We start from the raw sequence: 23,296 nt of genomic DNA on the forward strand, positions 1-23,296 counted from the left end.
TAAATTTTAAAGATGTAATTATAATTACATTTAAGTTAATGAAATTAACGCAAAGCCCTTAAAAATAAGATATTTACATTTTTTACATGCTCACTTAATTCATCTTTTGTAAAGATTTCTTTAGAGTTAAAAATCAAATCAAAAATCTTATTACTTCTAATCATAGAGCAGTATAAATTAGCTAAATTATAAGCACTTATTTCATTTAGAATTTCTTTTTTGATTTTTTTCTCAAATACTTCACATAAAAATCTAATTATTACATCTTTATCTGCTTTTGCACATTCTTGTTTAAAATTAATATCTTGATAAGTTCTCTCAAGAACTAATCTTAAAAATTTTGCATTATCTTCGCCTATAAAAAAATTACAATATTCATTACCAAATACATTTAAAAAATCTGGTAAATCCAAGTTGGCTTTTGAAGAAATCATAATTTTTAAATTCTCTAACCTAGTTTCTGCCCTAAATTTTAAAGCCTTTAAAAATAAATTATTTTTATTTTCAAATTTTTTATATATCGTCGCAAGAGAACCGCCAGTTACTTTAACAATATCGTTTAAACTTGTATTTTCGTAGCCCTTTTCTAAAAATAGTTCAAGGGCTACTTTTAAAATTATTTCTTCTTTTCCTTCCATTTTTTCTCCTTAGGATATATAAATATTGTATCCTTTATGGTAAATATTTTATCATCATCTAAGGCATAAGCTCTTATATTAATATGCTTATGATGTTTTTTAACTTTCTTAAGCTCGCTTCTTAAAATAACAATTTGTTTTAATTTCTCACCAGCTTTAACTCTAAAATCTTTTTTAGGTTTTAAAATACTAATATCATCATCTAATATTTCTAAATAAAATCTATGGTCTTGCTTGCTAGTATTGTGAAATAATATAACATAGGCATTATCAACATAATTTTCATCTTTATTTATTGTATATAATTCAGTAGTTCTATTTATATTCATAAGCATAGTTTCTTTGCTACCAGCCGTTAAAACTAACCCAATAAACATAGCACACAATACAACTATATAAACAATAGTTCTAAATCTAAAGAATTTAAGTTTTTCTTTAGTTTTTATTTCTTTTGTGCTAGACCAAGATATTAATGATGGTCTATTAAATCTTGCTTGAACATTTGAACAAGCATCAGCACATTCAAGACAATTTATACAATCAAGTTGCATTCCTTTTCTAATATCTATATGAGTTGGACATATTTTTACACAGGCTTCACAAGCTATACATTCTCCGCCTATTGGTTTTTTTATAATTTTTTCTCCATCTTTATAAATAATTCCGCCACGACTTTCATCATATATAACACTTTTTGTGTCGTTATCAAACATAACGCTTTGAATTCTTGCATAAGGACAAATATAAGCACAAAAATTCTCTTTAATAAAAGTAATATCAAATGTTATAAATAAAGATAAGCATAAAACAATTCCAAATAAAAGTAAGTGTTCATTAAAATGGTCAAGATAAGTAAAGAAATCTTCAGGTGGAACAAAATACCATAAAAAATTACTTGCAGCAATTAAGCTAATTGGATAAAACACAATAACACTTGCAATTCTTGCAAATATTTTATTTCTTGGTTTATTTTGTTTATTTTTTCTGCCACTATAAATTCTAAATAATTTAGTTTGTATTAAATCTCTAAAAATTATTCTAAATATAGTTTGAGGACAGCCCCAAGCACACCAAACTCTACCAAGTAAATTTGTAATAAAAAAAATAAATACAAACATCATAATTAATAAAAATGGCATTAAATACAACTCGTTTGTATTAAAAGATATGAAAAATAAATCTAATTTTTGTTTATCAAAACTAAGCAAAAATAAATGATTACCATTTATTCTAATAAATGGAATAATAAAAATAATACAGGTAAGTAAAACATAAAATGTAGTCCGCTTTTTAAAATAATTTGTAATATTTCCCATTACGTTCTCCTTAATTTTAACTTAATTTGTAATTTTAAGATAATTTTAGTCTTTAAAAATTAAGAATAGTAAATTAAAAAATATTTTGTTTATTAACAATTTTTTTATAAATTAGCACTTTTAATTTTACAACGAAAGGAAGTGATTGCCGTGCCAGGGATTAAAGTTCATAATAACGAATCTTTTGACGAGGCTTATCGCAAATTCAAAAAGCAAACTGATCGTAACCTAATCGTAACAGAAGTTAGAGCAAGACGCTTTTTTGAACCTATGACTGAAATTCGCAAAAAACAAAAAATTTCAGCTAGAAAAAAAATGCTAAAACGCCTATATATGTTAAGACATTACGAAGCAAAGCTTTAATAAAAAGGGGTTATCCCCTTTTTAAAGGTTAGAAATGAAACTCTTAGTAAAAGACGCCGCAAAATACTTAAATATCAGCAAAGAAGCTATTTATAATAGAATTAGAAGAGGCACTTTAAAATCAATAAAAGAAGATAATAAAACCTATGTTTTAATAGAACCAGAACAAAATAGTTTAGCTATTAAAGATGAGCTATTAGAACAAATAAAAATCTTAAAACTAAGCAACGAAGAATTAAAAAAAGAAAACGAAGAATTAAAAAATAAAATAAATCTACCAGTAATTATAAAAGCAAAATGGATTTTAATAGATGAATATTTATTAAGATTTAAGAAAAAAAAGCGTGAAAAAATAAAAAAATATCTCATATCAAGGCTTTTTAAAAGTAAAAAAATAAAACTAGAAAACAATCAAGTATTTATAAGAAACAAAAAATTATCAAAGATTTAGGAGGAAAAATGTTTAAGAATTTAAATAACTTAACTTACAAAGCGTCTTTAACTGCAATTGTAGCTGGTTCATTATTAAGTGCTTGTGGTGGTGAAGAGCAACAACAAGCTAAAGGCTCATTTTTAATAATAGAAGAATATGCTCCTAAACAATACAGAATTAAAGATGAATTTCCAAGCGATGAAACAAGAGTAGTTCTAAAAGAATTAAATGGAAATGAAAGAGTATTAAGCAAGGCTGAGATGGATGAGCTAATAAAAGCTGAAAATGCAAAAATAGAAGCAAATCAAAGCTCATTAACAAATGAAAGTATTGGTTCAAATCATTCATTAGGCGAAGTTTTGCTAAGCTCTGTAGCAGGTGCAATAATTGGCTCTTGGATAGGCAATAAGTTATTTAATAATTCACATTTTAATGCAAACAAAGCTACGCATTATCAAAACCCAAGCACATATCAAAGAAGTGTAAATAGCTTTAAAAGCACACCTAGTGCAGGAGCTTCAAAAAGTAGTGGATTTTTTAAAAGCCAAAGCACAAGTGGTGCTAGTAGTTCTGGTAGTTTTGGCTCTTAATGTATATTGAAATTATAAAATTTAAAAACTTTATAGTTTTAATAAAAGCTAATGATGAGTATTTGATTTCAGTTGATATTACAAATCTTGCTACTTTAAAAGAAAAACCAAATCAAATAACTTCATTAGTAAAATCTGAACTTTTAAAGTATTTTAAGGGAGAAGATTTTGATTTTACAAATATAAAACTTAATCTTGATAAATTTTCTACTTTTACAAAAGAAGTTTTAAATGAACTTAAAAATATACCTTATGCAAACACTATAACTTATAAAGAATTAGCATATAGAATAAATTCTAAAGCCTATCGTGCAGTAGGAACTGCATTATCAAAAAACCCTTATTTAATAATACTACCTTGCCATAGAGTAATTCGCTCTGATGAAAGTCTAGGAAGATTTACTTGTGAAGTGTCTAATATGAAAGAGTTTTTAAATAAACACGAAAAAAATAATATCAAACCAAATAATTTTTAAAGTATTTTATAAGCCATTATTAATTTATAAAATACTTAATCCTAATTTAAATTCCAAAAAGGAATTTAAATTAGAAATTTAACTTAATAATCTTTTCTAGTAAATACATAGCCTTGCATTAAGCATCTTGCAGTCCTAATCACACTCACGCTATCATTATCAATAAATCCCGTAATTGTCCCACTTGGATGAGCTATTACTAATTCATTAGAAAAGCTACTTAAATGCTCATTAATTAATGTGCCTTGTGTCTTTGCTGCCATTGAAATACATACCGTTCCTGTAACTGCAATTGATGGGTGTGGGCGTTGCATACTCATCATTCTAACGCATACATTTATATCATTTTTTGATATTTTAGCACCACTTGTGCTAGTGTAATCTTGCACAAAATCAACCAAACAAGCTTTAGGCACTGATGGATTTTTTGCTGTTGCTTCTTCTTTTTTTGCTAAGCCAATTAGCTCACTTGCTATACTTCTTACTTCTTCAATTTTATCAAGCTCGTTTTGAGAAATTTCATCATATATATTGCCACTTAATAAATCTTTAGCTCTCATAAACACAAGCGCTGCTCCAGCATCTACTATACTTATTTCAATATTGCCAAAACTTGTATTTACAACTTGTTTTGCAGAATTTGTAGGCAATAATCCTTTATTCATAGAGCCTTCAGGATTAATAAAACCTAATTTAATTTCACTAGCTGTATTTGGCACTCCTGCTATTTTAGTATCTCCTGCTGGTTCAAAACTTTTTAAATCATCGCTTAATTTGAATCTAGCTTTTAAATATTTATTTGTATTGGTATTTAAAATCCTAACGCAAATTATTTTATTTTCTAAATCACACTCATCTTTTATAATGATTTTTTCATACATTTTAGAATCATTTAAATCAATCAAACCCAAATCATAAGCAAAAGCACCAACGCATGAGCTAATATTTCCACAATTACTATTAAAATCAACCATTTCTTTATCAATATTTACTTGAGCGAAAGTATAAGTTAATTCATTATTTTTAATATCAACTATAGCTACTTTTGAAGTTACTGACGCAGCACCACCAATTCCATCAATTTGCTTTGTAGCAGTTCCCATAACATCAGCTAAAAACTCGCCCCATTTAACTCTTGCTGGCATATCTTTTTCATAAAAACAAGCAGCTTTAGATGTGCCACCTCTATAAATACTACATTTAAATTTCTTCATATTTTCTCCTTTTAATTAATGTAAATAAATCCGTCCATTATTCTTCTTGCACTTCTTTTAAGTCCAACACCTATGATTTTACCACTTTCTATCTCTACGCTAACATCTACTACGCCTAAAAAATGTTTAATTTTTACATCTTGAATACCATTTTGTATCATAGTTAAACCACTAAGCTCATTTGCTAAAGTGCCATTTTCTAATGCTGCAACGGCTAAATTATATAATCCACTAGCAGGAGAGCTTTTGTGAAGATTTCTAAGACTTAAAACCCTAATTCCTATATCAAATTCACTTTTATTATCAGATTTAAAAAGTGCTGCTATTTTTGGTATAGCTTGATTGTTTTCTAAATCATTTTCATCTTTAGCAAAACCTAATTTAATAGCATAAAAATCTCTTAATTTGTTTAAATCTTCAATAGCTTTTAAAGCACTAAAATCATTATAATTTAAATTAAAATCTAAATCAAATTCCCTTGCATCAACATATAAAAATGGATTTATTAAATCAAGTAAAGTAGCTCTATAACCATTAAAATTGCTAATTTTTCCTAATGGATATTTAAGTCCTGTTTGTTCAGCCCCTGCATTTTTAATAAAAACATCAGCCAGCTCACAACCACCAAAAACTCCTTGCATAATACTAGAGCCTTTTTCTACAAATTCTCCATCTTTAATCTTAGCTTTAAATTCAATAATTTTTTGAATATTTGTATTGTAAATTCTAACACATACATTGCTTGCAAACCTATCAAAACTAAATAACTTTTCATTAATAGCATAAGCTCCAACAGCAGCTATTAAATTCCCGCAAGTGCCTTTATTATCTATACTATCTTTCATAACCCCAGCTTGAAAGAATTCCCACTCAATATCATAATTTTTATTATTTACACTTTTTACAACGCATATTTTATTGGTTGATGATATAGAACCACCTAGCCCATCAATAGCGTTTTGGTTATGACAATCAATAGATTTTTTAAATATATCAGCCCAAGTGCTTTTATCTTTAGGCAAGTCATTTGCGTTAAATATTAGCCCCCTACTCGTGCCACCCCTATAAACACTGCATTTAATTTTCATAATTATCCTTTAAATTTATTTTCTATATCCATCCACTTATCAAATTCACATATTCTATTTCTTTCTTTCATAGAAATCATTAAATGTTCTGCATTATCTGTTCTGCCTGTAGTTTTTAAATGATTTAATAAATCATTCATACCTTTAATAGCAGCTTTTAAAGTAGCGTTTGCATAAAGAACTATATTAAAGCCCATTTTTTGTAATTCATCATTGCTTAATATCGGAGTTTTGCCACCTTCTACCATATTTGCAATATGATAAGCTTTTACTAATTTAGGAAGACTTGCCATTTGTTCTATGCTAGTAGGAGCTTCTATAAATAATATATCAGCTCCGCTTTCTAAATACGCATTAGCTCTATTAATAGCATCATCAAAACCATTAACAGCAATTGCGTCTGTTCTTGCAATTATTAAAGTATCATATTCTAAAGCGTCTTTACAAGCTTTGATTTTCGCACACATTTCATCTTGAGATATTAATTTTTTCCCATCAAAATGCCCGCACCTTTTTGGTAGTTGCTGGTCTTCTATTTGAATTGCTGCTATTTTGTTTTTGCTAAATTCTTTTGCTGTTCTATAAACATTTAAAGCATTGCCGTAGCCATTATCTATATCTGCTATTACGGGAAGATTTGTAGCGTCGTTTATTCTCTTTGTATTTTCTAACATTTCATTCATACTAACAAGTCCTATATCAGGAAAACCAAACTGCATATTTGCCATACCTGCTCCTGTAGCATAAACAACTTTAAAACCTACTAATTCAATAAGTCTTGCATATAAAGCACAAGAAGCTCCTGGTGCTACTAGAATTTCTTGTGAATTAAGTGCTTCTTTTAAAATTTTTGCTTTCATTAGCACTCCTTTTAAAAAATGCTTAATCTTAACACAAAATTTTAATTTTTGATATTAATTGTTAATTAATAAGACATAAGTGTGTAGAATTGTAACAAGATGATTTAATTAAAAATCATCTTTTTTACTAAAGGCATTAATAATATATCCTAATATAAACATAACAATCACAGGTATAACCCAGCCAAGCATAGATGAGTAAAATGGCAACATTTCTAAATATTTAGCTATACCTAAATAAGATAATATTTTTTCATCGTTTATGCTTAAAATTGAGCTATCAATTGCGTTTAAAATTCCTATAAAAGCCGCAGTATAAACGCTAAATCTATAAATGATTTTGCTCTCATTTATTAAATTATTTATTAAAGATAAAATTATTAAAACTATAGCTATTGGATAAATCGCTATTAATATAGGAACGCTTACTTTTAAAATCTGCGTTAAACCTTGAATTGATAAAACAAAACTAGCAACTACCCAAATAATAACCCAAGTTTTATAAGAAATCTTAGTAACACTACTAAAATAGCTAGCACTTGAGCCAATCAAACCAATCGTAGTAGTAAGACAAGCAAGTAAGGCAGTAAATCCTAAAATAAATCTACCAAAACTACCAAATAAATCATCACTAATTAATGATAATAAAATAGCCCCATTACTAGCGTCTTTAAAGGTATTACCATAAACATAGCCTAAATACCCTAAAGCAAAATAAACTATCATTAAAATAATTCCAGAAAATAATCCTGCTTTTATAGTAAGTAATGATAATTGATGTTTATTAGTAACTCCTAATGATTTTAAAGCTCCAACAACGCTAATTCCAAATACTAAAGCAGCAAGCGCATCCATAGTCTGATAGCCTTCTACAAATGCTGTTGCTACTGGGTGGGTAGTGTAATTTTGATTAGGAATGCTAACATTTACTTCTGAATAAATTAAAGTGCATATAAAAAATACTGCTATTAAAATAAGTAAAATCGGTGTTAAATACTTGCCTAATGTATCTAACATAGTGCTAGGATTTAAGCATATATAATAATTAAGTGCAAAATATATAAAACTATAAAAAGCTAAATAATATACATTATATTCATTATCAACAAAAGGTAAAATCATTATTTCATAAGGCATAGTGCTAGCTCTTGGAATTGCTACTAAAGGCCCTATGGTAATATAAATAACTGCTACAAAAATTACTGCAAATGTTACATTTACTCTACTTGCTAATTCTTTTAATGTTCCTGCTTTAGCAACTGCAGCAACGCCTAAAACAGGTAAAGCAACACCTGTTACACAAAAAAACAAAATCGCTAAATAAAAATTATTCCCCGCATCCATTCCTAGTTTTGGTGGCAAAATAAAATTCCCCGCACCAAAAAACATAGCAAACAACATTAATGCTACTACATAAAATTCTTTTTTTCCTATTTTTGTCATATTTCTCCTTAGATTTTTTTTATAAAAGACTTCTTACACCTTTTGAATTAGGTTCGCTCAAAATTCCTTGCTTTTCGCACTGCTCTACAATATTAGCAGCTCTATTGTAACCTATATTTAATTGGCGTTGAATATAAGAAATACTAGTTTTTCCGCTCTCTTGCATAATTCTTACAGCTTCACCGAATAATTCATCTACACTATCATCATTATTTTTAACATAGGTTTGAGTAAAGCTTGAATCTTGTAAAATACTCTCATCATAATTTGCTTTTTCTTGTTTTTTTAGGTGCTCTACTACTCTAATTATCTCTTCTTCACTTGCAAATGGAGCGTGCAATCTTACTATCTGACTTGTTCCTGGTGGAGTAAATAAACTATCTCCACGACCAAGCAAACTCTCAGCTCCTTTAGAATCTAGTATAACCTTACTATCAACTCCAGTTCCAACTTTATAGCTTAATCTACTAGGTAAATTTGCCTTAATAAGACCTGTTATTACATCTACACTTGGGCGTTGTGTAGCTACTATTAGATGAATTCCTGCTGCTCTTGCCATTTGAGCTAATCTTGCTATATAAGTTTCTACTTCTTTTCCACTAGTCATTATTAAATCAGCCAATTCATCAATAATAATTACAATATAAGCAAAAGGCTCAAGTCCTAATTTAGGTGCTTTTTCATTAAAACTTTCAATATTTTTAGTATAAACGCTAGCCATTAATTCATATCGTCTTTCCATCTCTAAAACCATATTTTTTAAAGCTAAAGTTGCTTTTTCTGCTCTTGTAATTACAGGAGTTAATAAGTGCGGAATATCATTATACATTGAAAATTCAAGCATTTTAGGGTCAATCATCAATAACCTTAAAGTCCTTGGGCTATTTTTATATAAAAGACTTAAAATCATAGCATTAATACCTACACTCTTACCACTTCCTGTAGTTCCTGCTATTAATAAATGCGGTAAGCGTTTTAAATCAGTTACAAAAGTATTTCCTACTATATCCTTACCTAAGGCTATTGTTAATTTGCTTTTAGATTTTGAAAATAATTCATCTTCAAAAATAGTTCTAATGTTAATTGTTTGAGAAGTTTTATTTGGAATTTCAATCCCTACCACATCTTTTCCTGGAATTGGTGCTTGAATTCTAATACTTGTAGCCTTAAGTGCCATAGCTAAATCATCAGCTAAGCCTGAAATTTTGCTAAGCTTTACATCAGCAGCAGGTCTAAACTCAAATGTAGTAACCACAGGACCCCAATAGGTTTTAACCACATCTCCATCAATCTTAAAATGCTTTAATTTTGCTAAAAGCTCGTTTATTTTCTCATCAAGCTCATCTTCATTAATTATTATTTCTGTAGTTACGGCTTTATCTAATAATTCCACACTAGGTAGCTCAAAATCTCTTGGTATTTCAATCGCTCCTAATTCAATATCTTTTAAAATTGCTTTATTTTCTTCAAGTTCATTTAAAATCTCTACTTTTTTGCCTTTTTTAGGGACAAAACTTTGAGAATCTTGTTCATCTACTATCAAAATATCTTGAAAATCATTAGAATTTAAAACAGGAATTTCATTTTGTATTTCTTCGGTTTGCTCTACTGATTTTTCTTCTTTTATTTCGTTTTTAACTATTTTAAAATCATCTTTATTAATGCTATCTTTGTTTATTTTCTGCATTAAAGGCTCTAAGATTATTTTTGGCTCACTAATTATTTTGCCTTGTTCGTTTGTAAAATTAATTTTAGTCTTTTCATCTTCTTTAGTGGTTTTTATTTCATATGATTTTACAAATCTAATATTGCCTAAATCGCTTAAAATTTCTTCTTTTGGTTTTGATTTGTCTTCTTTAGGAGTTTTTATTTCTTTTATGATTTTTTCTTTTTTAATAGGTTTTTCTTTGCTTTTAAAAAGATTTTTGAACTTATCTTTATCTTGTAATTTTGAATAAATATAAGAATGATTAAAATAAATTAAAACAAATACAAGCAAGATAAAAAATACAATATTTACAAAACCTAAAAAGCTAATAATTCCAAAATCAAAAACACTAGAAAAAGGTAAAGATAATATCAAAATACTACAAATTATATTGGCTAATATTTTTAAAGCATATTTAAAAGATTTATATACAAATAAGTAATTTCCTACAAATGCTAATAAAAAAATATAAGAAAGATTTCCAAAACAAATTCTTAAGCCCTTGCTAAAATAAGCACTTGCTAAAAACAATCCATTAGCTTCGGGCAAAAACAGCCCGAAACTAAAATAAAATAATATAAATGAAACAAATATAAATATAAATTCTTTTTTCATCTTACATATAATTTAATAAGCTTAATTTTGAAACCTGCGCACTAGCTTGTAAAGTAGCTTGTAAGGTAATTGTCGCTTGCATTAGCATTAATTGGCTTTCTACAGGGTCTGAATTAAGAACCTTCGCCTTAACTTGTTCAACATTTACTTTCATTAAATCCGCTCTATCTTGAGAATTTTGAATACTTGTTTGAGTTGCACCTATTTTTGTATGAACTTTATTAATATGATCTTGTAAATGGTCAATCCTTTTTAAAGCTCCTTGAATACCAACACTTTTTAACAATTCAGGATTATTACTATCTGCTCTATAATTTCCATTTCTAACAGCTTCTATCATCTTATCAAGGTCTTTTATAATATCAACCCTGCCTTCATCAACAATTAAAGTAGAATTTGTATTAAAATTAAACAAATCTCCCTTTTTAGAACCTTCAGTAATAGCCACACCATTAGCATCAACGCCAAAATCAAATTCATCTTTATTCATAGTATTAGCATCAAATATAGCTAAATCTATTTTAGTAGTAGTCGCACCTTTGTCTATTAAAGTCATTTGACCTTTTTCATTAAGACCTACATCAACTGAATTTTTAGAATTAATTAAAAGCCTTTCTAATTCTGCTTTATCATCATTATTTAAAATCATAGGAGAATTAGCTTGATTTGGATATTTTGGCACTAATTGATAATCTTTAGTTGGGATATTATCACTAGCAAACATAGAAATAATATCTCCTAATTGCTTATATGTTATATTTTCAGGATTTGTCTTAACACTATCTGAAATATGCTGATTATTATCATAAACCACATTTGTAATAGGTAAAGTTACTTTTTTATCTTGACCATTTTGTTTATAACTAGCCGTTGCAGTGCCTTGAGTAATATTAAAATCTATTGAATAATGCACCTTATTTTTTGAAGTAATTTCTAGTTTTAAAACACTATCAGGTCTTGTAGCATCATTTGGATTTAGCTTTAATGTTCCTTGCGAAGCCTCAACTAATTTAGTCTCATTAGTAGCTACATTATTATTTTTATCTACTTGAGCTATGTTTGAGCTTAAGATATTATCTTTTTTACTAAATAAAGACCTAGAATAATCAATCCCATCGCTAGTAAAAGAAGTATCAATATTACCTGTATTTGTAAATTCTAAAACAAAAACATCATTATTATTTCTTAAATCATTTGGATTAGTTACACTTGCTAACTCACTTTTAACAGGAAAAGGAATGATAGGCATTGGTGGTGTATCAGGTATTTTTGGTGGATAAATTTGTCCGAAATCATCAGCCTTAGCAGTAGCTGCAAATATAGAAAAATTAATTCTACTTTCTTGATTTTTTAAATCAGTAATTTCTATTGTTCCATTATTGCTAAGCGTTACATCTACTACCTTATTTTCCTTAGTATTTCCATATAACTCACCTATTTTATTAAACATAGCACCAACATCTTCATCAGCACCCATCTTAAACTTAGCTTTAAAACTCTCACCATTTCCCTTAGTCCCACGAACATAAAAATAAGTATCAGGAAATCTTCCTTCATCATTTTTTAAAAAATGATCATTCACATTAAGCTCTTTTCCATTAGCTTGTGGTTTTAAATATTCTTTACCAATTAAGTCTTTAATCTTACTATCTTGAGTAATATAATGCACTTCTTCTGGTTTATTAATATCATATCTTCTATCAACCAAACGAACATTTGTGCTGATTATTTTTTTGTAATCATTATCAACACCTTTCATAAGCTCCTGACCTGAAATATTGTAATCATTATACACATTAGACCCTAGTAAAACTTGCATATTTTCATCATTGCCATAATAATTACCCTTTTCATCAAAAGGCTTAGTCCCAACATTAGTTCCACTAAATAAATATTGTCCATTAATACTTGTATTTGCAATATTTACAATATGATCTCTTATTTTTTGTAAGTCATTTGCTAAAGCGTTTAAAGAAGTATCAGAATGAACTTCGTTTGCACCTTGAATTAATTTGTTTTTAAATTGGTCTAGTGCCTTACTCATTTCATCTACTGCTTTATCAGAGTTTTTTGTAATATTTATAGCTTTACTAGCAGCTTCGCTAATTTGCTGAAATGTAGAAATCTCATAAACAAGTCTTGAACCTTCTGAATAAATTCCAGCGTCATCATAAGATTGATTAATCTTCAAACCACTTGTTAATTGGTTATTTGCGTCATTTATCATATTTTGCTGACGCTGAAAATTGCCTAAATTTTGTGAATAAATATAAGAGCTTGTTATTCTCATTCTTTTTCCTTGTTAATAATCTTTAGGGTATATCGGTAAAAAAATTATTTTATTAAGTCTAAAACTTCACTAGGTGTATTTGCTATGCTAAAAATATTTAAAGAACTCTCATCAATTGCACCGGAATTTAAAAGTGTATTTTTAAAAAAATCAACTAATGGTTTAAAAAATTCTTCGTTATATAAAATGATTTTATAATTTCTTAATTTTGTTTGAGCTAAGGTTAAAACTTCAAATAATTCATCTAAAGTTCCGTATCCACCAGCACAAACTATCATTACATCATTTTGCATTAAGGCTTTTTTTCTTAAAGATAAATCACTAAATTCAATAGATTTAGTGCAATATTCATTTAATCTTTGTTCCATTGGTAATTTTATATTAATACCAATACTCTCAACCCCGCCAACTAAAAAAGCAGCTTTATTAGCAGCGTGCATAATACCACCGCCACCACCTGTAGTAATGCTATAGCCGTTCTTTGCTAGAACTTCACTTAATTCAAAAGCGTCTTTATAATATTTATTATTTTCATCAAATCTAGCCGAGCCAAAAATTGTAACTGATTTCATCTAAGACTTTCTAACCTTTCTTTTTTATCTCCGATTTTAGTAATTTGCACACCAAAATTTCCATCAACAATAACAACTTCTCCTTCAGCAAAACATTTATCCCCAACTAATATTTCTAAAGGGTCATTTGCTAATTGGTCAAGCTCAATAACAGAACCTATATCCATTGTTAAAACATCTTTTAAAAGCATTTTTTTACTACCAATTCTAACTCTAATCGGAAGCTTTACATCCATTATTAAATTAATATTTTTTAACTCACCCAAATCCATTTTAGGCGCACTTACTTCACTTTCTTTTGTAGAATTTGAATTAGGATTTAAAAGCTTATAAGCTTTTTCATTGATAGCAAGACTTATTTGCTCATTTAAATCATTGATATTTACATCATAAAAATAAATTTTATAAAACTTAGATAAATCACACTCATCAGTCAAAAACTCACATTTTTCTAAGCTAAAATTAAACTTAGGTAAATCTTTTTGTGCATTTAATGAAGTTGAAAATGCTGAAAATATATTGCTAATTGCTTCTTTGCTAGCGTCAAGCTCATCTGTGCCTAAATTCTCATTCATTGAGATTTCTTCTTCGCCCATCATCCATTCAGAAATCGCACTCATTAACACAGGACTTGATAAAAATGCAAATTCTTTATCTTCGCTTTTAAAAACTGCTTTTAAAATAGGTGGCTTTAAGGCATTGTTTTTAATATCAAACTCACTATATTCGCTAAATCTAGCACTTTTTCCTGTAAGCCCTTCAATAGTGGCAATACATTCATTTACAAATAAACCTAAAAACTCATCAATCATCTAATTTTTCCTCATCTTCCATTGACAATTCTTCTTGAATTTCTACTACTTTATCAAATTCTGCAGCCTTTGTTTTACGCTCTAACTCATAAGCTTCAAGTATGTTTTTAACCTCATCTTTATCAGTTTTAATTAAATCTAAAATCTTAATTGATTTTTGGTATCTATGAATACCAAATTGAGCTAAAAATACATCTTTTCCATCAACGCTCACAATAGCTTTATCATCAGCATTTCTATTTAGCTTAATAATATTTCCATTTTCAAGTCCTAAAAATTCTTCTACACTAATAAAAGCCTTACCTAAAATCACTTCATAGACCATATCAGCACGACCTACTAAGGTTTTGATTTCTTTATTTCTACTTTTTTTAGCACTTGTTTCGCCTAGCATTACATCACGATTTGCTAAACGACCTAAAATTGGTTCTAAATAAATTACAGGATAACAAATATTAATCATACCGCTATTATTACCTATAGTAAGCTCCATAACAACCATTATTACTATTTCGTTTTGGCTTACGATTTGAACAACACTTGGGCTACTTTCTTTAGCTTCTACGCTAGGATACATATCAGTAATTATTGACCAACTTTCTTTAAGCCTACCCATCATAATTCTTAAAATACTATCAAGTAAGTTAATCTCAATATCTGTTAATTCTCTATTTTTTTCACTTCCTTCTCCAGCTCCGCCTAATAATTTATCAATCATAGGAAAGGCAATACTAGGATTTATCTCTAAAACACAAGTTCCATCTAAAGGCTTGATTGAAAAAACATTAAAGCTAGTAGGATTTGGTAAAGACATCAAAAACTCACCATAAGTCATCTGGTCAACTGAATGTAGCTTTATTTCCACCATACTTCTCATCATTTGAGAAATTTGAGTAGCAAGGCTTCTTGCTAATTTATCATGAATTCCTTTTACTGCACGAAGTTGCTCTTTACTAACACGATTTGGACGCTTAAAATCATATATTATGATTTGCCTTTCATCGTTTTCTTTCTTTACTTCAGGGACACTATCGGCTGAATCAACGGAATTTAAAAGTGCGTCTATTTCTTCTTGAGATAAAATATCAGCCATCAATTAGCCTTTTTCTTAATGTATTAATTACCCTACTTTGCAACTGCGATACTCTTGATTCGCTAATTTGCAAAATTTCACTAATTTCTTTTAAACTAAGCTCTTCATAAAAATATAACTGAATAATCAATTGTTCTCTTTCATTTAATTCTTCTAAAACTTCGGTAATTTTTTCTAATAAATTTTCTTTATCAAGTCTTTCATTAGCGTCTTCATCGCTTAATACTTGTAATTGTTCATCTAATGGAACGATATAGCTAATTGATTGTGCTAATCTTGCTTCTTTAATCTTATCTATATCTATACCTAATTCACTTGCTAAATACTCATCACTTGGTTCTTCATCAAAATCATTTATATAATCATTTATTATTTTTTCTATATCTTTTACAATTTTTCTATTGCTTCTGCTTAAAGTATCAAGACTTCTTAAAAAATCAAGCATAGAACCATATACTCTTTTTCTAGCATATCCCCAAAAATTATCATTTTGTAAATCATCATAGCGTCTTGCTAATTTGATTAATTCTTCAGTCCCAACACCTATTAAATCATTAACATCAACACTAGCAGGCAAGCGTTCTTTTAATCTAAATGCCATAGCTCTTAATGCTGGTTGATATTTAACAGCTAATTCATCTTGAGCATTTCTTAAAGCACTTGCATACGCATTAAGCCGCTTTTGCATTATATTTCCTTGCAGGTTTTGTTTGTTTTTTGATAATTTCTAATTCACTTTCTACACTTTGAATAATCTTATCCATTCTATTTTCTCTAATCTCAAGCTCTTTTATAAAATGATTTGTAGTATTTTCGTAAGCAAATTTATCAAAAGTTCTACTACCTAATTTCTTCGCATCAACAAAATTAAGAACAACAAGATGAATTAAAATATAAAAAACAAAAGTAGTAAATAAGGTAAAACCTATCATCATAAACGGATCATCAATCTTAAATACAGCACAAATAAAACCTATAAAAAATCCACAAACTGTAACAAAAGCAATATAATTATCCGTTCTCATATACCTTAAATCCTATCAATTAATCTTTTAAAAAAGCTTTTTATATTTCCTGAATCAGAATCTTTAAGCACATTTCGTTCCAATCTTGATAAAAGATTATTAGTAGCTTTTTTTAATTGATTAGTTTCTCTTGATGAACTTTGAGAAAACAAAACTCTACTTTTAATACAATCAATAACATAAGCAGAGCTTTCTAAATATCCTAAATACTTTAATTCAGGATTATTTTTAATATTTGCTGATGCAACTTTTGAAATATTTGTAAATAAATCTAGTGCTTCTTTTTCGCTTTTTACCACATTAAAAAGCATTAAAAAATCATTTCTTACATCAGAAGTAACTTTAATAGTAGCATAAGCATCAGTAATTGCAGCAGGATCAGGTGTAGTTACAACAATAACTTCATCAGCAATTTCTAAAAAATGTAAAGTAGTTCCACCAATACCAGCACCCGTATCAATTATCAAAAAGTCTAAATCTTCTAATAATTCAGCATCTTCTAAAAAAGCATCAAAATAACTTGAATTATTGTATTTTAAAATCTCTCCACCACTATCACCTGGGATTAGTTTTAAATTCGGTTTTACTTGTTTAATAATATCAGCTAGTTTGCATTCTCCTTTTAAAACATGTAATAAATTTTTGCCTATTTTTACATTTAAAATCACATCAAGATTTGCAAGACCAATATCAGCATCAAAAAGACCTACTTTATATCCATCATTTGCAAGTAAATTAGCAATATTAGCACTTATTGTGCTTTTGCCAACCCCACCTTTACCACTTGTAATTGCAATAAATTTTGTATTTTTCTTATTTACTTTATGCTCATTTTTCATAAGCTCATTTAATTTATCAGCTTGTGTTTGCATAATTTATCCTTTAAATCCATCTAAAACGCATTTAATTAAATACTCGCTATTAGCTACTAAAATATCATCAGGAACATTCTGACCTATTGAAAAAAACGAAACAGGTTTTTTAATATTAAAAATTAATGAAAAAATATTACCAAAAGCTCTAGTTTCATCAAATTTTGTAAGTATTAAAGTATCAATATTTAAAGCATTAAAAGCATTAAAAGTCTCTTCCATATCATCATACTTCATACCTGCATTTAATACTAATGCAACTTCAATTTCACTCTCACTAGCCTTTAAATAACTTTCTAATTTTTCAATTTTTGTCTTATCATATTGAGAATTACCAGTTGAATCTATTAAAACCACATCATAACCACTTAAAGTCTCAAGGTTTTTATGTAAATCTTCTTCGGTTGATACAAATGCAATTGGTAATCTCATAGTCCTAGCGTATTCAGCTAATTGCTCTTTAGCACCTAGTCTAAAATTATCAAGTGAAACTATAGCAGTTTTGTATCTTTTGCTTCCGTATGCGTATCTATAAGCTAGCTTAGCTAATGTTGTAGTCTTGCCAACCCCTGTTGGACCAACTAACATAATTATTTTTTGTTTTCTAATAGGTGCATCAACTCTGCAAGGTATCATACTCTTAAGTAAGGTTGTAAAATATCTAGTAATTGCTTCTTTATTACTCAATAAAGCTTTTGGCATATTTTTAAGAGTTGCTCTCATAATTTCATCTAAATGAGTTTGTAACATATCACTTTTTTTTGCTTTATCATAAATTAATGCAAACTCAGGTGGAATTTCAAGATTATTTCTAGCAGGAGCAAGTTCTCCCCATCTCATACTCATTAAATAATCTACTTTGCTATTTAACTCATTTAATAATTGCTTATCATCTTTTGACTTATTGCTAGAATTAGGATTAAACTTTAATCTAGATAATTCTTTTTTAGAATTTAAATCTTGATTAAGTGATTTATTTTCATTTTGATTTTGCTTATTTTCTATAGCTATTTTTCTATCAAAATTATCGCTTTTAAATTCTTTTAAACTATTTTCGTAGTGTAACGCTGCTCTTTTATTTACAATTGGTTGCTTTTTTTCTTTTGTATCATTAATAGCTACAACTACTTCTACCATAGCAGGGCTTGTTGGAGTTCTTCCTTCTACTTGAGTTACAGCAACGATTTCAGCTTCATCTCCATAATAATCTCTAACATAAGCTAAATAATCTTGTCCTTTTTCTACTCTAAAACTATCTTGCCTAATTGCCATATTTTTTCCTTACATTGTTCCTAATACTAAAGTTATACTAATCCTATCTTCTGCACCATAATGTGGTAATACTAATCTCTTATCGCAATATGTTTTTTCACTAAAATAAACAATATCTAAATCAAGAGTTCTAGGTGCATTTTTAAAACTTCTTGTCCTATGAAAAATATTCTCATAGTGTTGTAAAACTTTTAAAAGCTCTCTTGCGTGAAGACTTGTTTTAACAAACATTAAAGCATTTGTAAAATCTTTTTGCTCTTTATACCCAAAAGCTTCATTTATTAATAATGCTGAAGTTTGAATAATCTTAAATCTTCTATCAGATTTTAATTTTTTAAATAATCTTACAAATCTTTCACACTCAGGCTCTATATTACTACCAAGAGAAATTAAAGCTAAATATTTATAAGCTTTATTATCCTTGCTAAAATACGGATAATACTTAATCCTTTTAAAATATCTCGCTTCATTTATCTTGATATTTGGCATTAAGCGTTATTTGCTTTTAGTGCTTCTTCTTGAGCTGCTATAAATGCTCTTTGTTGTTGAACCATTTGAATAGCACTAAGTAATGCTAAATGATAACTAAATGGTCCAAAACCACTAATAGTTCCAGCACAAACAGGACTTAAGAAACTCTTAGCTCTAAATTCTTCTCTAGCATAAATATTACTAATATGAACTTCAACTACAGGCATTCTAGTAGCTGCTATTGCATCAGCAATCGCAATTGATGTATGAGTATATCCACCAGCATTTATAATAATTGCATCACAAGTTCCTACACACTCTTGAATTTTATCAATTATTTCGCCTTCATAATTGCTTTGATAAAACTCTATATCAACATTGCTTTCTTTAGCAGCTATACTCATTTGTTCATGTATTTGAGCCATAGTCATAGTTCCATAAATTCTAGGGTCTCTTTGACCTAACATATTTAAATTTGGTCCTTGAATTACCATTATTTTCATATTTCTTCCTTTAATAAATATTTTAATGTTGGATTATAAGTTTTTAATTTTAATATAAGTTATTAAAAAATATTTTTTAAATCAATATCTAAAAAAAGAATTTCAAATAAATATAAAGATTAATAAAATTTTTACGATATGGAATATATTTTGCTAACAAGCTTAAATCAAGTTAAAGTTTTAAAGGTTAATTATGAGTATATTTTCAACACTAAATACAGGTGTAAGTGGTCTTGGAGCTGCACAAGTTCAAATATCTACAACAGGACATAACATTACAAATGCAAACAATCCTTATTATACTAGGCAAAGAGTGGTTCAATCAGCAGCAGATGCTTTACATGTGCCAGCTGGTGATATTGGACTTGGAACTAAGGTTGATAAGATTGTAAGAATTCACGATGAGTATGTTTTCACAAAAATGCGTGATAATACAAATAATTTTGAACATACTAAATATCTAAAAACAAAACTTGAAGAAGCAGCACAAAGATTTCCTGATTTAAAAGATGTTGGAATTTTAAATGATTTACAAGCTTATCAAAAAGCTTGGAATAATTATGCTAGCAACCCTGCTGATGGTGCTACAAAAATAAATCTAGTTCAAGTAGCAACAACCCTTGCAAAAGATATAAAAGCTACTAGAGATGATATGTTTAAAATGCAAAAATCAGTAAATGATGATGTAGTTTTAACTATTGAAGAAATAAATAGAATTGGTAAGGATATTTCTACAATTAATGCTCAAATAGCAGCAAGTGAGAGTGCTGGTGATTCTATGGCAAATGATTTAAGAGATAAAAGAGATGAATTAGAATTAAGACTTTCAAAACTCGTTAAATCATCAGTTTTTAAAGAGAATTTAGAACAAAATGCTTCATTTGATACAAATATAAAAGATGGGAGCATAGATTATCATTTAAATATTGAAGGTTTTTCTATAGTTGATGGGACAACATTTCATCCATTAAGAATAGATAGTGTTGCTGCAGGAAGCCCTTTTCAAAGGATTTATTATGAGCTTCAAGATGGAACTACTGCTGATTTAACTTCTAAATTAAGTGGGGGACAATTAGGAGCTCAACTTGATTTAAGGGGTCGTGAGTTTAATACCCAAACTAATGGATTTGATGATGGTATTTTGCAAGATTATATAAACAATCTTGATTCTTTTGCAAAAACTATGATTACAGAAACAAACAATATCTACTCAAGAGCAGCTCAAAAGCAAATATTATCAAATGAAATGTCTCATCTAAAGAGTGATGATATTATTATGAATGCAGATAATAGATTAAAAACAGGCACATTTGATTTAATCGTATATAACGATAATGGTAAAGAAGTAGCAAGAAAAACAATCACTCTTGATACAAGCACATCAATGACAGGTGGAGTAAGAAGTTCTAGTTTATTAGAAAAAATTAATTCTAATACAGATGATAATAATGATAATAACAATTTAAACGATTTTGATGATTATTTTTTAGCTGATTATTCTTATGATGAAACAAAAGATAGTGGTATTTTTAGTCTTATTCCTAAACTAGATGGATTTAAAGTAGGTGTAGAAGATCATGGCACTAATTTTCCTGGAATTTTTGGTCTTGGAAAATTCTTTGAAGGCACTAATGGTAGCAATATAAATGTAGATACTAGCCTAAGACACGACCCAACTTTACTTAGAGCAAGTAGTTCTGGTGCTGATGGAAATAACGATGTAGCAAATGCAATCAATCAACTTCAATATAATAAAATTGATTTTTATGATACTAAAGGAGAAAGCACTCAAGCTACTTTTGAAGGATTTTATAGGTCTTTAACAACAGATATAGCAAGTCGTGCAGAAAACAATAATACTTTATACAAAACAAACGAAGCTATCTTGGCTAATGTAACAGCAGAATTTCAATCAGTAAGTGGTGTTGATATGAACGAAGAATTAAGCAATCTTATGAAATATCAAGCAAGTTTTGGTGCAAGTGCTAAAATCATCACAACGGTTGATAAAATGTTAGATACTTTGCTAGGACTTAAACAATAATAGCTAAAATGAGCTTTTTTAATAAAGGATATATATGCAAAAAATAATGTTAATAGGAAAGCCAAATGTTGGCAAAAGCTCACTATTTAATCGCTTGGCAAAAGAACGCTTAGCGATAACTTCTGATATTAGTGGCACTACTAGAGATACTAATAGAAAAATAGTTGATATTAATGGAAAAAAGGCTATTTTAGTAGATAGTGGTGGGCTTGATGATAAAGATGAATTATTTCAAAATGTTAAAAAGAACACCTTAAAAGAAGCAAAAGACGCTGATATAATCGTTTATATGGTAGATTGTAAATTGGGTGCAAATGATGATGATAAGGCTTATTTTTATGATTTATTAAAGCTTAAAAAACCAACAGCTTTAGTAATTAATAAAGTAGATAGTAAAAAAGATGAAGAAAGAAGCTTGGAATTTACTCGTTTTGGATTTAAAAATGTATTTAATATAAGCGTATCTCACGCAACGGGAATTGATGAATTAAATGATTTTTTAAGCTCACATTTGCGTGATACTTTCGTGCCTGATAATTCAGAGCTTAGCTTAGAAGATTTCTTAGATGAAAATATAGCTGGTGAATATGATGAAGAAGGCATTAATGAAGTTAGCGAAATTGATGAAAATCATATAAAAATCTCAATTTTAGGGCGTGTAAATGTAGGCAAAAGCTCACTTTTAAACGCACTTGTAAATGATGAAAGATGTGTTGTAAGTAGCATTGCAGGAACTACGATTGATCCTGTAAATGAAAGTATTGAATATAATGGCAAAACGCTTGAATTTGTTGATACCGCAGGAATTAGAAGAAGAAGTAAAATTTTAGGTATAGAAAAATACGCTCTAAATCGCACCGAAAAAATGCTAGAAAACTCTCAAATCGCCTTGCTTGTATTAGACGCTGCTGAAGGATTTAACGAGCTTGATGAAAGAATAGCTGGGCTTTTGGGTAAGAATTATTTAGGCGTGATTATAGTTTTAAATAAATGGGATTTATGTGGTAAGAGTGATAAAGAATTTGATGAAGTTTGCAAACATTTAAGGCTTGATAGATTTAAATTCTTAGCCTATGCACCTATTATTAGCGTTTCAGCACTTAGCAAAAAGCGTATTAAAAATCTTTTAGATTTAATCTTAAAAGTGCATTCAAACTACATTCAAAAAATCCAAACTTCAAAACTAAATCAAATAATAGAAGAAGCTTGTCTAGCTCATCCATTGCCACACGATAAAGGCAAACTTGTTAAGATTTATTACGCTACTCAATATAGCGTTGCACCACCAAAAATAGCACTTGTAATGAATAGACCAAAAGCACTTCATTTTTCTTACAAACGCTATTTACAAAATGTATTAAGAAAGCATTATGATTTAAGTGGAGTCCCACTAATCATAGCAGCTCGTAAAAAAGGCGAAAAAGAATTAATTGAAGAGTAATTAGGAAGTTAATTCCTAATTATTCGCTAATTTCTGGCTGAATAGTAATATGATGTATATTAAACTCATTCTTAAGTAAAGCATTAAGCTTTTGTAAAACACTTTTAAACTCATTTAAATCATCTAAGATTATATGAGCTGTTAGTATATGATAATC

23 protein-coding genes and 1 pseudogene are annotated in these 23,296 nt (G+C 28.5%); 6 read left to right on the top strand and 18 right to left on the bottom strand.

Features of this window, described 5'->3' with window-relative positions; all coding sequences use genetic code 11:
* Nucleotides 1-44 precede the first annotated feature (44 nt).
* A complete protein-coding gene (locus tag KJR01_RS10370) occupies nucleotides 45-638 on the bottom strand; it encodes a TetR/AcrR family transcriptional regulator (protein ID WP_214117243.1) in 594 nt (197 codons plus the stop codon).
* On the bottom strand, nucleotides 617-1,954 hold the full coding sequence (ccoG, locus tag KJR01_RS03590) for a cytochrome c oxidase accessory protein CcoG (protein WP_214117245.1): 1,338 nt from the start codon (nucleotides 1,952-1,954) through the stop codon (nucleotides 617-619). The genes KJR01_RS10370 and ccoG overlap by 22 nt, the downstream gene beginning before the upstream one ends.
* A 150-nt stretch (nucleotides 1,955-2,104) precedes the next feature.
* Here ccoG and rpsU point away from each other — a divergent pair, with 150 nt between their 5' ends.
* Genes rpsU through KJR01_RS03610 form a run of 4 tightly spaced genes read left to right on the top strand, consistent with a single transcriptional unit; the run spans nucleotide 2,105 to nucleotide 3,816 of the window.
* Entirely contained in the window at nucleotides 2,105-2,317 is a 213-nt protein-coding gene (gene rpsU, locus KJR01_RS03595; RefSeq protein WP_214117291.1) for a 30S ribosomal protein S21, read from the top strand.
* A 34-nt stretch (nucleotides 2,318-2,351) separates the two neighbouring features.
* Nucleotides 2,352-2,768 carry a helix-turn-helix domain-containing protein gene (locus KJR01_RS03600; RefSeq protein ID WP_214117248.1) on the top strand — a complete coding sequence of 139 codons (417 nt, stop codon included), beginning with the start codon at nucleotides 2,352-2,354 and terminating at the stop codon, nucleotides 2,766-2,768.
* An 8-nt stretch (nucleotides 2,769-2,776) separates the two neighbouring features.
* Entirely contained in the window at nucleotides 2,777-3,340 is a 564-nt protein-coding gene (locus KJR01_RS03605) for a UPF0323 family lipoprotein (protein ID WP_214117251.1), read from the top strand.
* Nucleotides 3,340-3,816, top strand: a complete 477-nt coding sequence (locus tag KJR01_RS03610; RefSeq protein WP_214117253.1) for a methylated-DNA--[protein]-cysteine S-methyltransferase — start codon at nucleotides 3,340-3,342, stop codon at nucleotides 3,814-3,816. The genes KJR01_RS03605 and KJR01_RS03610 overlap by 1 nt, the downstream gene beginning before the upstream one ends.
* A gap of 83 nt (nucleotides 3,817-3,899) precedes the next feature.
* Here the strand turns inward: KJR01_RS03610 and KJR01_RS03615 are convergent, their stop codons facing one another.
* The 15 genes and pseudogenes from KJR01_RS03615 to aroQ form a co-directional block, all read right to left on the bottom strand.
* Nucleotides 3,900-5,030, bottom strand: coding sequence for a PrpF domain-containing protein (locus KJR01_RS03615; protein WP_214117255.1), 1,131 nt, complete (start codon nucleotides 5,028-5,030; stop codon nucleotides 3,900-3,902).
* Between the two features lie 11 nt (nucleotides 5,031-5,041).
* Nucleotides 5,042-6,118, bottom strand: a complete 1,077-nt coding sequence (locus tag KJR01_RS03620; RefSeq protein WP_214117259.1) for a PrpF domain-containing protein — start codon at nucleotides 6,116-6,118, stop codon at nucleotides 5,042-5,044.
* Nucleotides 6,119-6,120: 2 nt separating this feature from the next.
* Nucleotides 6,121-6,978 (bottom strand): isocitrate lyase/PEP mutase family protein, encoded by an 858-nt coding sequence (locus KJR01_RS03625; protein ID WP_214117261.1) that lies wholly within the window; start codon nucleotides 6,976-6,978, stop codon nucleotides 6,121-6,123.
* A gap of 108 nt (nucleotides 6,979-7,086) precedes the next feature.
* Complete coding sequence (gene brnQ, locus KJR01_RS03630) at nucleotides 7,087-8,421, bottom strand: branched-chain amino acid transport system II carrier protein (RefSeq protein WP_214117263.1); 1,335 nt, start codon at nucleotides 8,419-8,421, stop codon at nucleotides 7,087-7,089.
* Between the two features lie 19 nt (nucleotides 8,422-8,440).
* Nucleotides 8,441-10,678: a DNA translocase FtsK gene (locus KJR01_RS03635; RefSeq protein ID WP_250325124.1), complete on the bottom strand. Its 2,238-nt coding sequence runs from the start codon at nucleotides 10,676-10,678 to the stop codon at nucleotides 8,441-8,443.
* Between the two features lie 67 nt (nucleotides 10,679-10,745).
* Nucleotides 10,746-13,034: a flagellin N-terminal helical domain-containing protein gene (locus KJR01_RS03640; protein ID WP_214117265.1), complete on the bottom strand. Its 2,289-nt coding sequence runs from the start codon at nucleotides 13,032-13,034 to the stop codon at nucleotides 10,746-10,748.
* A gap of 44 nt (nucleotides 13,035-13,078) precedes the next feature.
* Nucleotides 13,079-13,606, bottom strand: coding sequence for an LOG family protein (locus KJR01_RS03645; RefSeq protein WP_214117266.1), 528 nt, complete (start codon nucleotides 13,604-13,606; stop codon nucleotides 13,079-13,081).
* Nucleotides 13,603-14,418, bottom strand: a complete 816-nt coding sequence (fliY, locus tag KJR01_RS03650; RefSeq protein ID WP_214117267.1) for a flagellar motor switch protein FliY — start codon at nucleotides 14,416-14,418, stop codon at nucleotides 13,603-13,605. Before fliY ends, KJR01_RS03645 begins: the two co-directional genes overlap by 4 nt.
* Nucleotides 14,411-15,511 carry a flagellar motor switch protein FliM gene (gene fliM, locus KJR01_RS03655; protein WP_214117268.1) on the bottom strand — a complete coding sequence of 367 codons (1,101 nt, stop codon included), beginning with the start codon at nucleotides 15,509-15,511 and terminating at the stop codon, nucleotides 14,411-14,413. The genes fliY and fliM overlap by 8 nt, the downstream gene beginning before the upstream one ends.
* Nucleotides 15,504-16,199 (bottom strand): RNA polymerase sigma factor FliA, encoded by a 696-nt coding sequence (locus tag KJR01_RS03660; protein ID WP_250325125.1) that lies wholly within the window; start codon nucleotides 16,197-16,199, stop codon nucleotides 15,504-15,506. The genes fliM and KJR01_RS03660 overlap by 8 nt, the downstream gene beginning before the upstream one ends.
* Nucleotides 16,183-16,536 carry a hypothetical protein gene (locus tag KJR01_RS03665; RefSeq protein WP_214117269.1) on the bottom strand — a complete coding sequence of 118 codons (354 nt, stop codon included), beginning with the start codon at nucleotides 16,534-16,536 and terminating at the stop codon, nucleotides 16,183-16,185. Before KJR01_RS03665 ends, KJR01_RS03660 begins: the two co-directional genes overlap by 17 nt.
* A 5-nt stretch (nucleotides 16,537-16,541) precedes the next feature.
* Nucleotides 16,542-17,408 (bottom strand): P-loop NTPase, encoded by an 867-nt coding sequence (locus tag KJR01_RS03670; protein WP_214117271.1) that lies wholly within the window; start codon nucleotides 17,406-17,408, stop codon nucleotides 16,542-16,544.
* A gap of 3 nt (nucleotides 17,409-17,411) precedes the next feature.
* A pseudogene (flhF, locus tag KJR01_RS03675) lies at nucleotides 17,412-18,650 on the bottom strand (flagellar biosynthesis GTPase FlhF); the annotation flags it as partial.
* 39 nt (nucleotides 18,651-18,689) lie between these two features.
* Nucleotides 18,690-19,169, bottom strand: a complete 480-nt coding sequence (folK, locus tag KJR01_RS03680) for a 2-amino-4-hydroxy-6-hydroxymethyldihydropteridine diphosphokinase (RefSeq protein ID WP_214117274.1) — start codon at nucleotides 19,167-19,169, stop codon at nucleotides 18,690-18,692.
* Nucleotides 19,169-19,654 (bottom strand): type II 3-dehydroquinate dehydratase, encoded by a 486-nt coding sequence (gene aroQ, locus KJR01_RS03685; RefSeq protein ID WP_214117276.1) that lies wholly within the window; start codon nucleotides 19,652-19,654, stop codon nucleotides 19,169-19,171. Before aroQ ends, folK begins: the two co-directional genes overlap by 1 nt.
* Nucleotides 19,655-19,847: 193 nt before the next feature.
* On the opposite strand from aroQ, the gene flgK reads away from it, so the two are divergent.
* Complete coding sequence (flgK, locus tag KJR01_RS03690; protein WP_214117278.1) at nucleotides 19,848-21,698, top strand: flagellar hook-associated protein FlgK; 1,851 nt, start codon at nucleotides 19,848-19,850, stop codon at nucleotides 21,696-21,698.
* Nucleotides 21,699-21,732: 34 nt separating this feature from the next.
* Nucleotides 21,733-23,139: a ribosome biogenesis GTPase Der gene (gene der, locus KJR01_RS03695; RefSeq protein ID WP_214117279.1), complete on the top strand. Its 1,407-nt coding sequence runs from the start codon at nucleotides 21,733-21,735 to the stop codon at nucleotides 23,137-23,139.
* Nucleotides 23,140-23,158: 19 nt separating this feature from the next.
* On the opposite strand, the gene KJR01_RS10555 is transcribed toward der, so the two are convergent.
* A complete protein-coding gene (locus KJR01_RS10555; protein WP_442862436.1) occupies nucleotides 23,159-23,287 on the bottom strand; it encodes a cation transporter dimerization domain-containing protein in 129 nt (42 codons plus the stop codon).
* Nucleotides 23,288-23,296 lie beyond the last annotated feature (9 nt).

Origin of the sequence: Campylobacter sp. 2018MI10, from assembly GCF_018501175.1 — a bacterium.
Classification (GTDB): Bacteria; Campylobacterota; Campylobacteria; order Campylobacterales; family Campylobacteraceae; genus Campylobacter_E.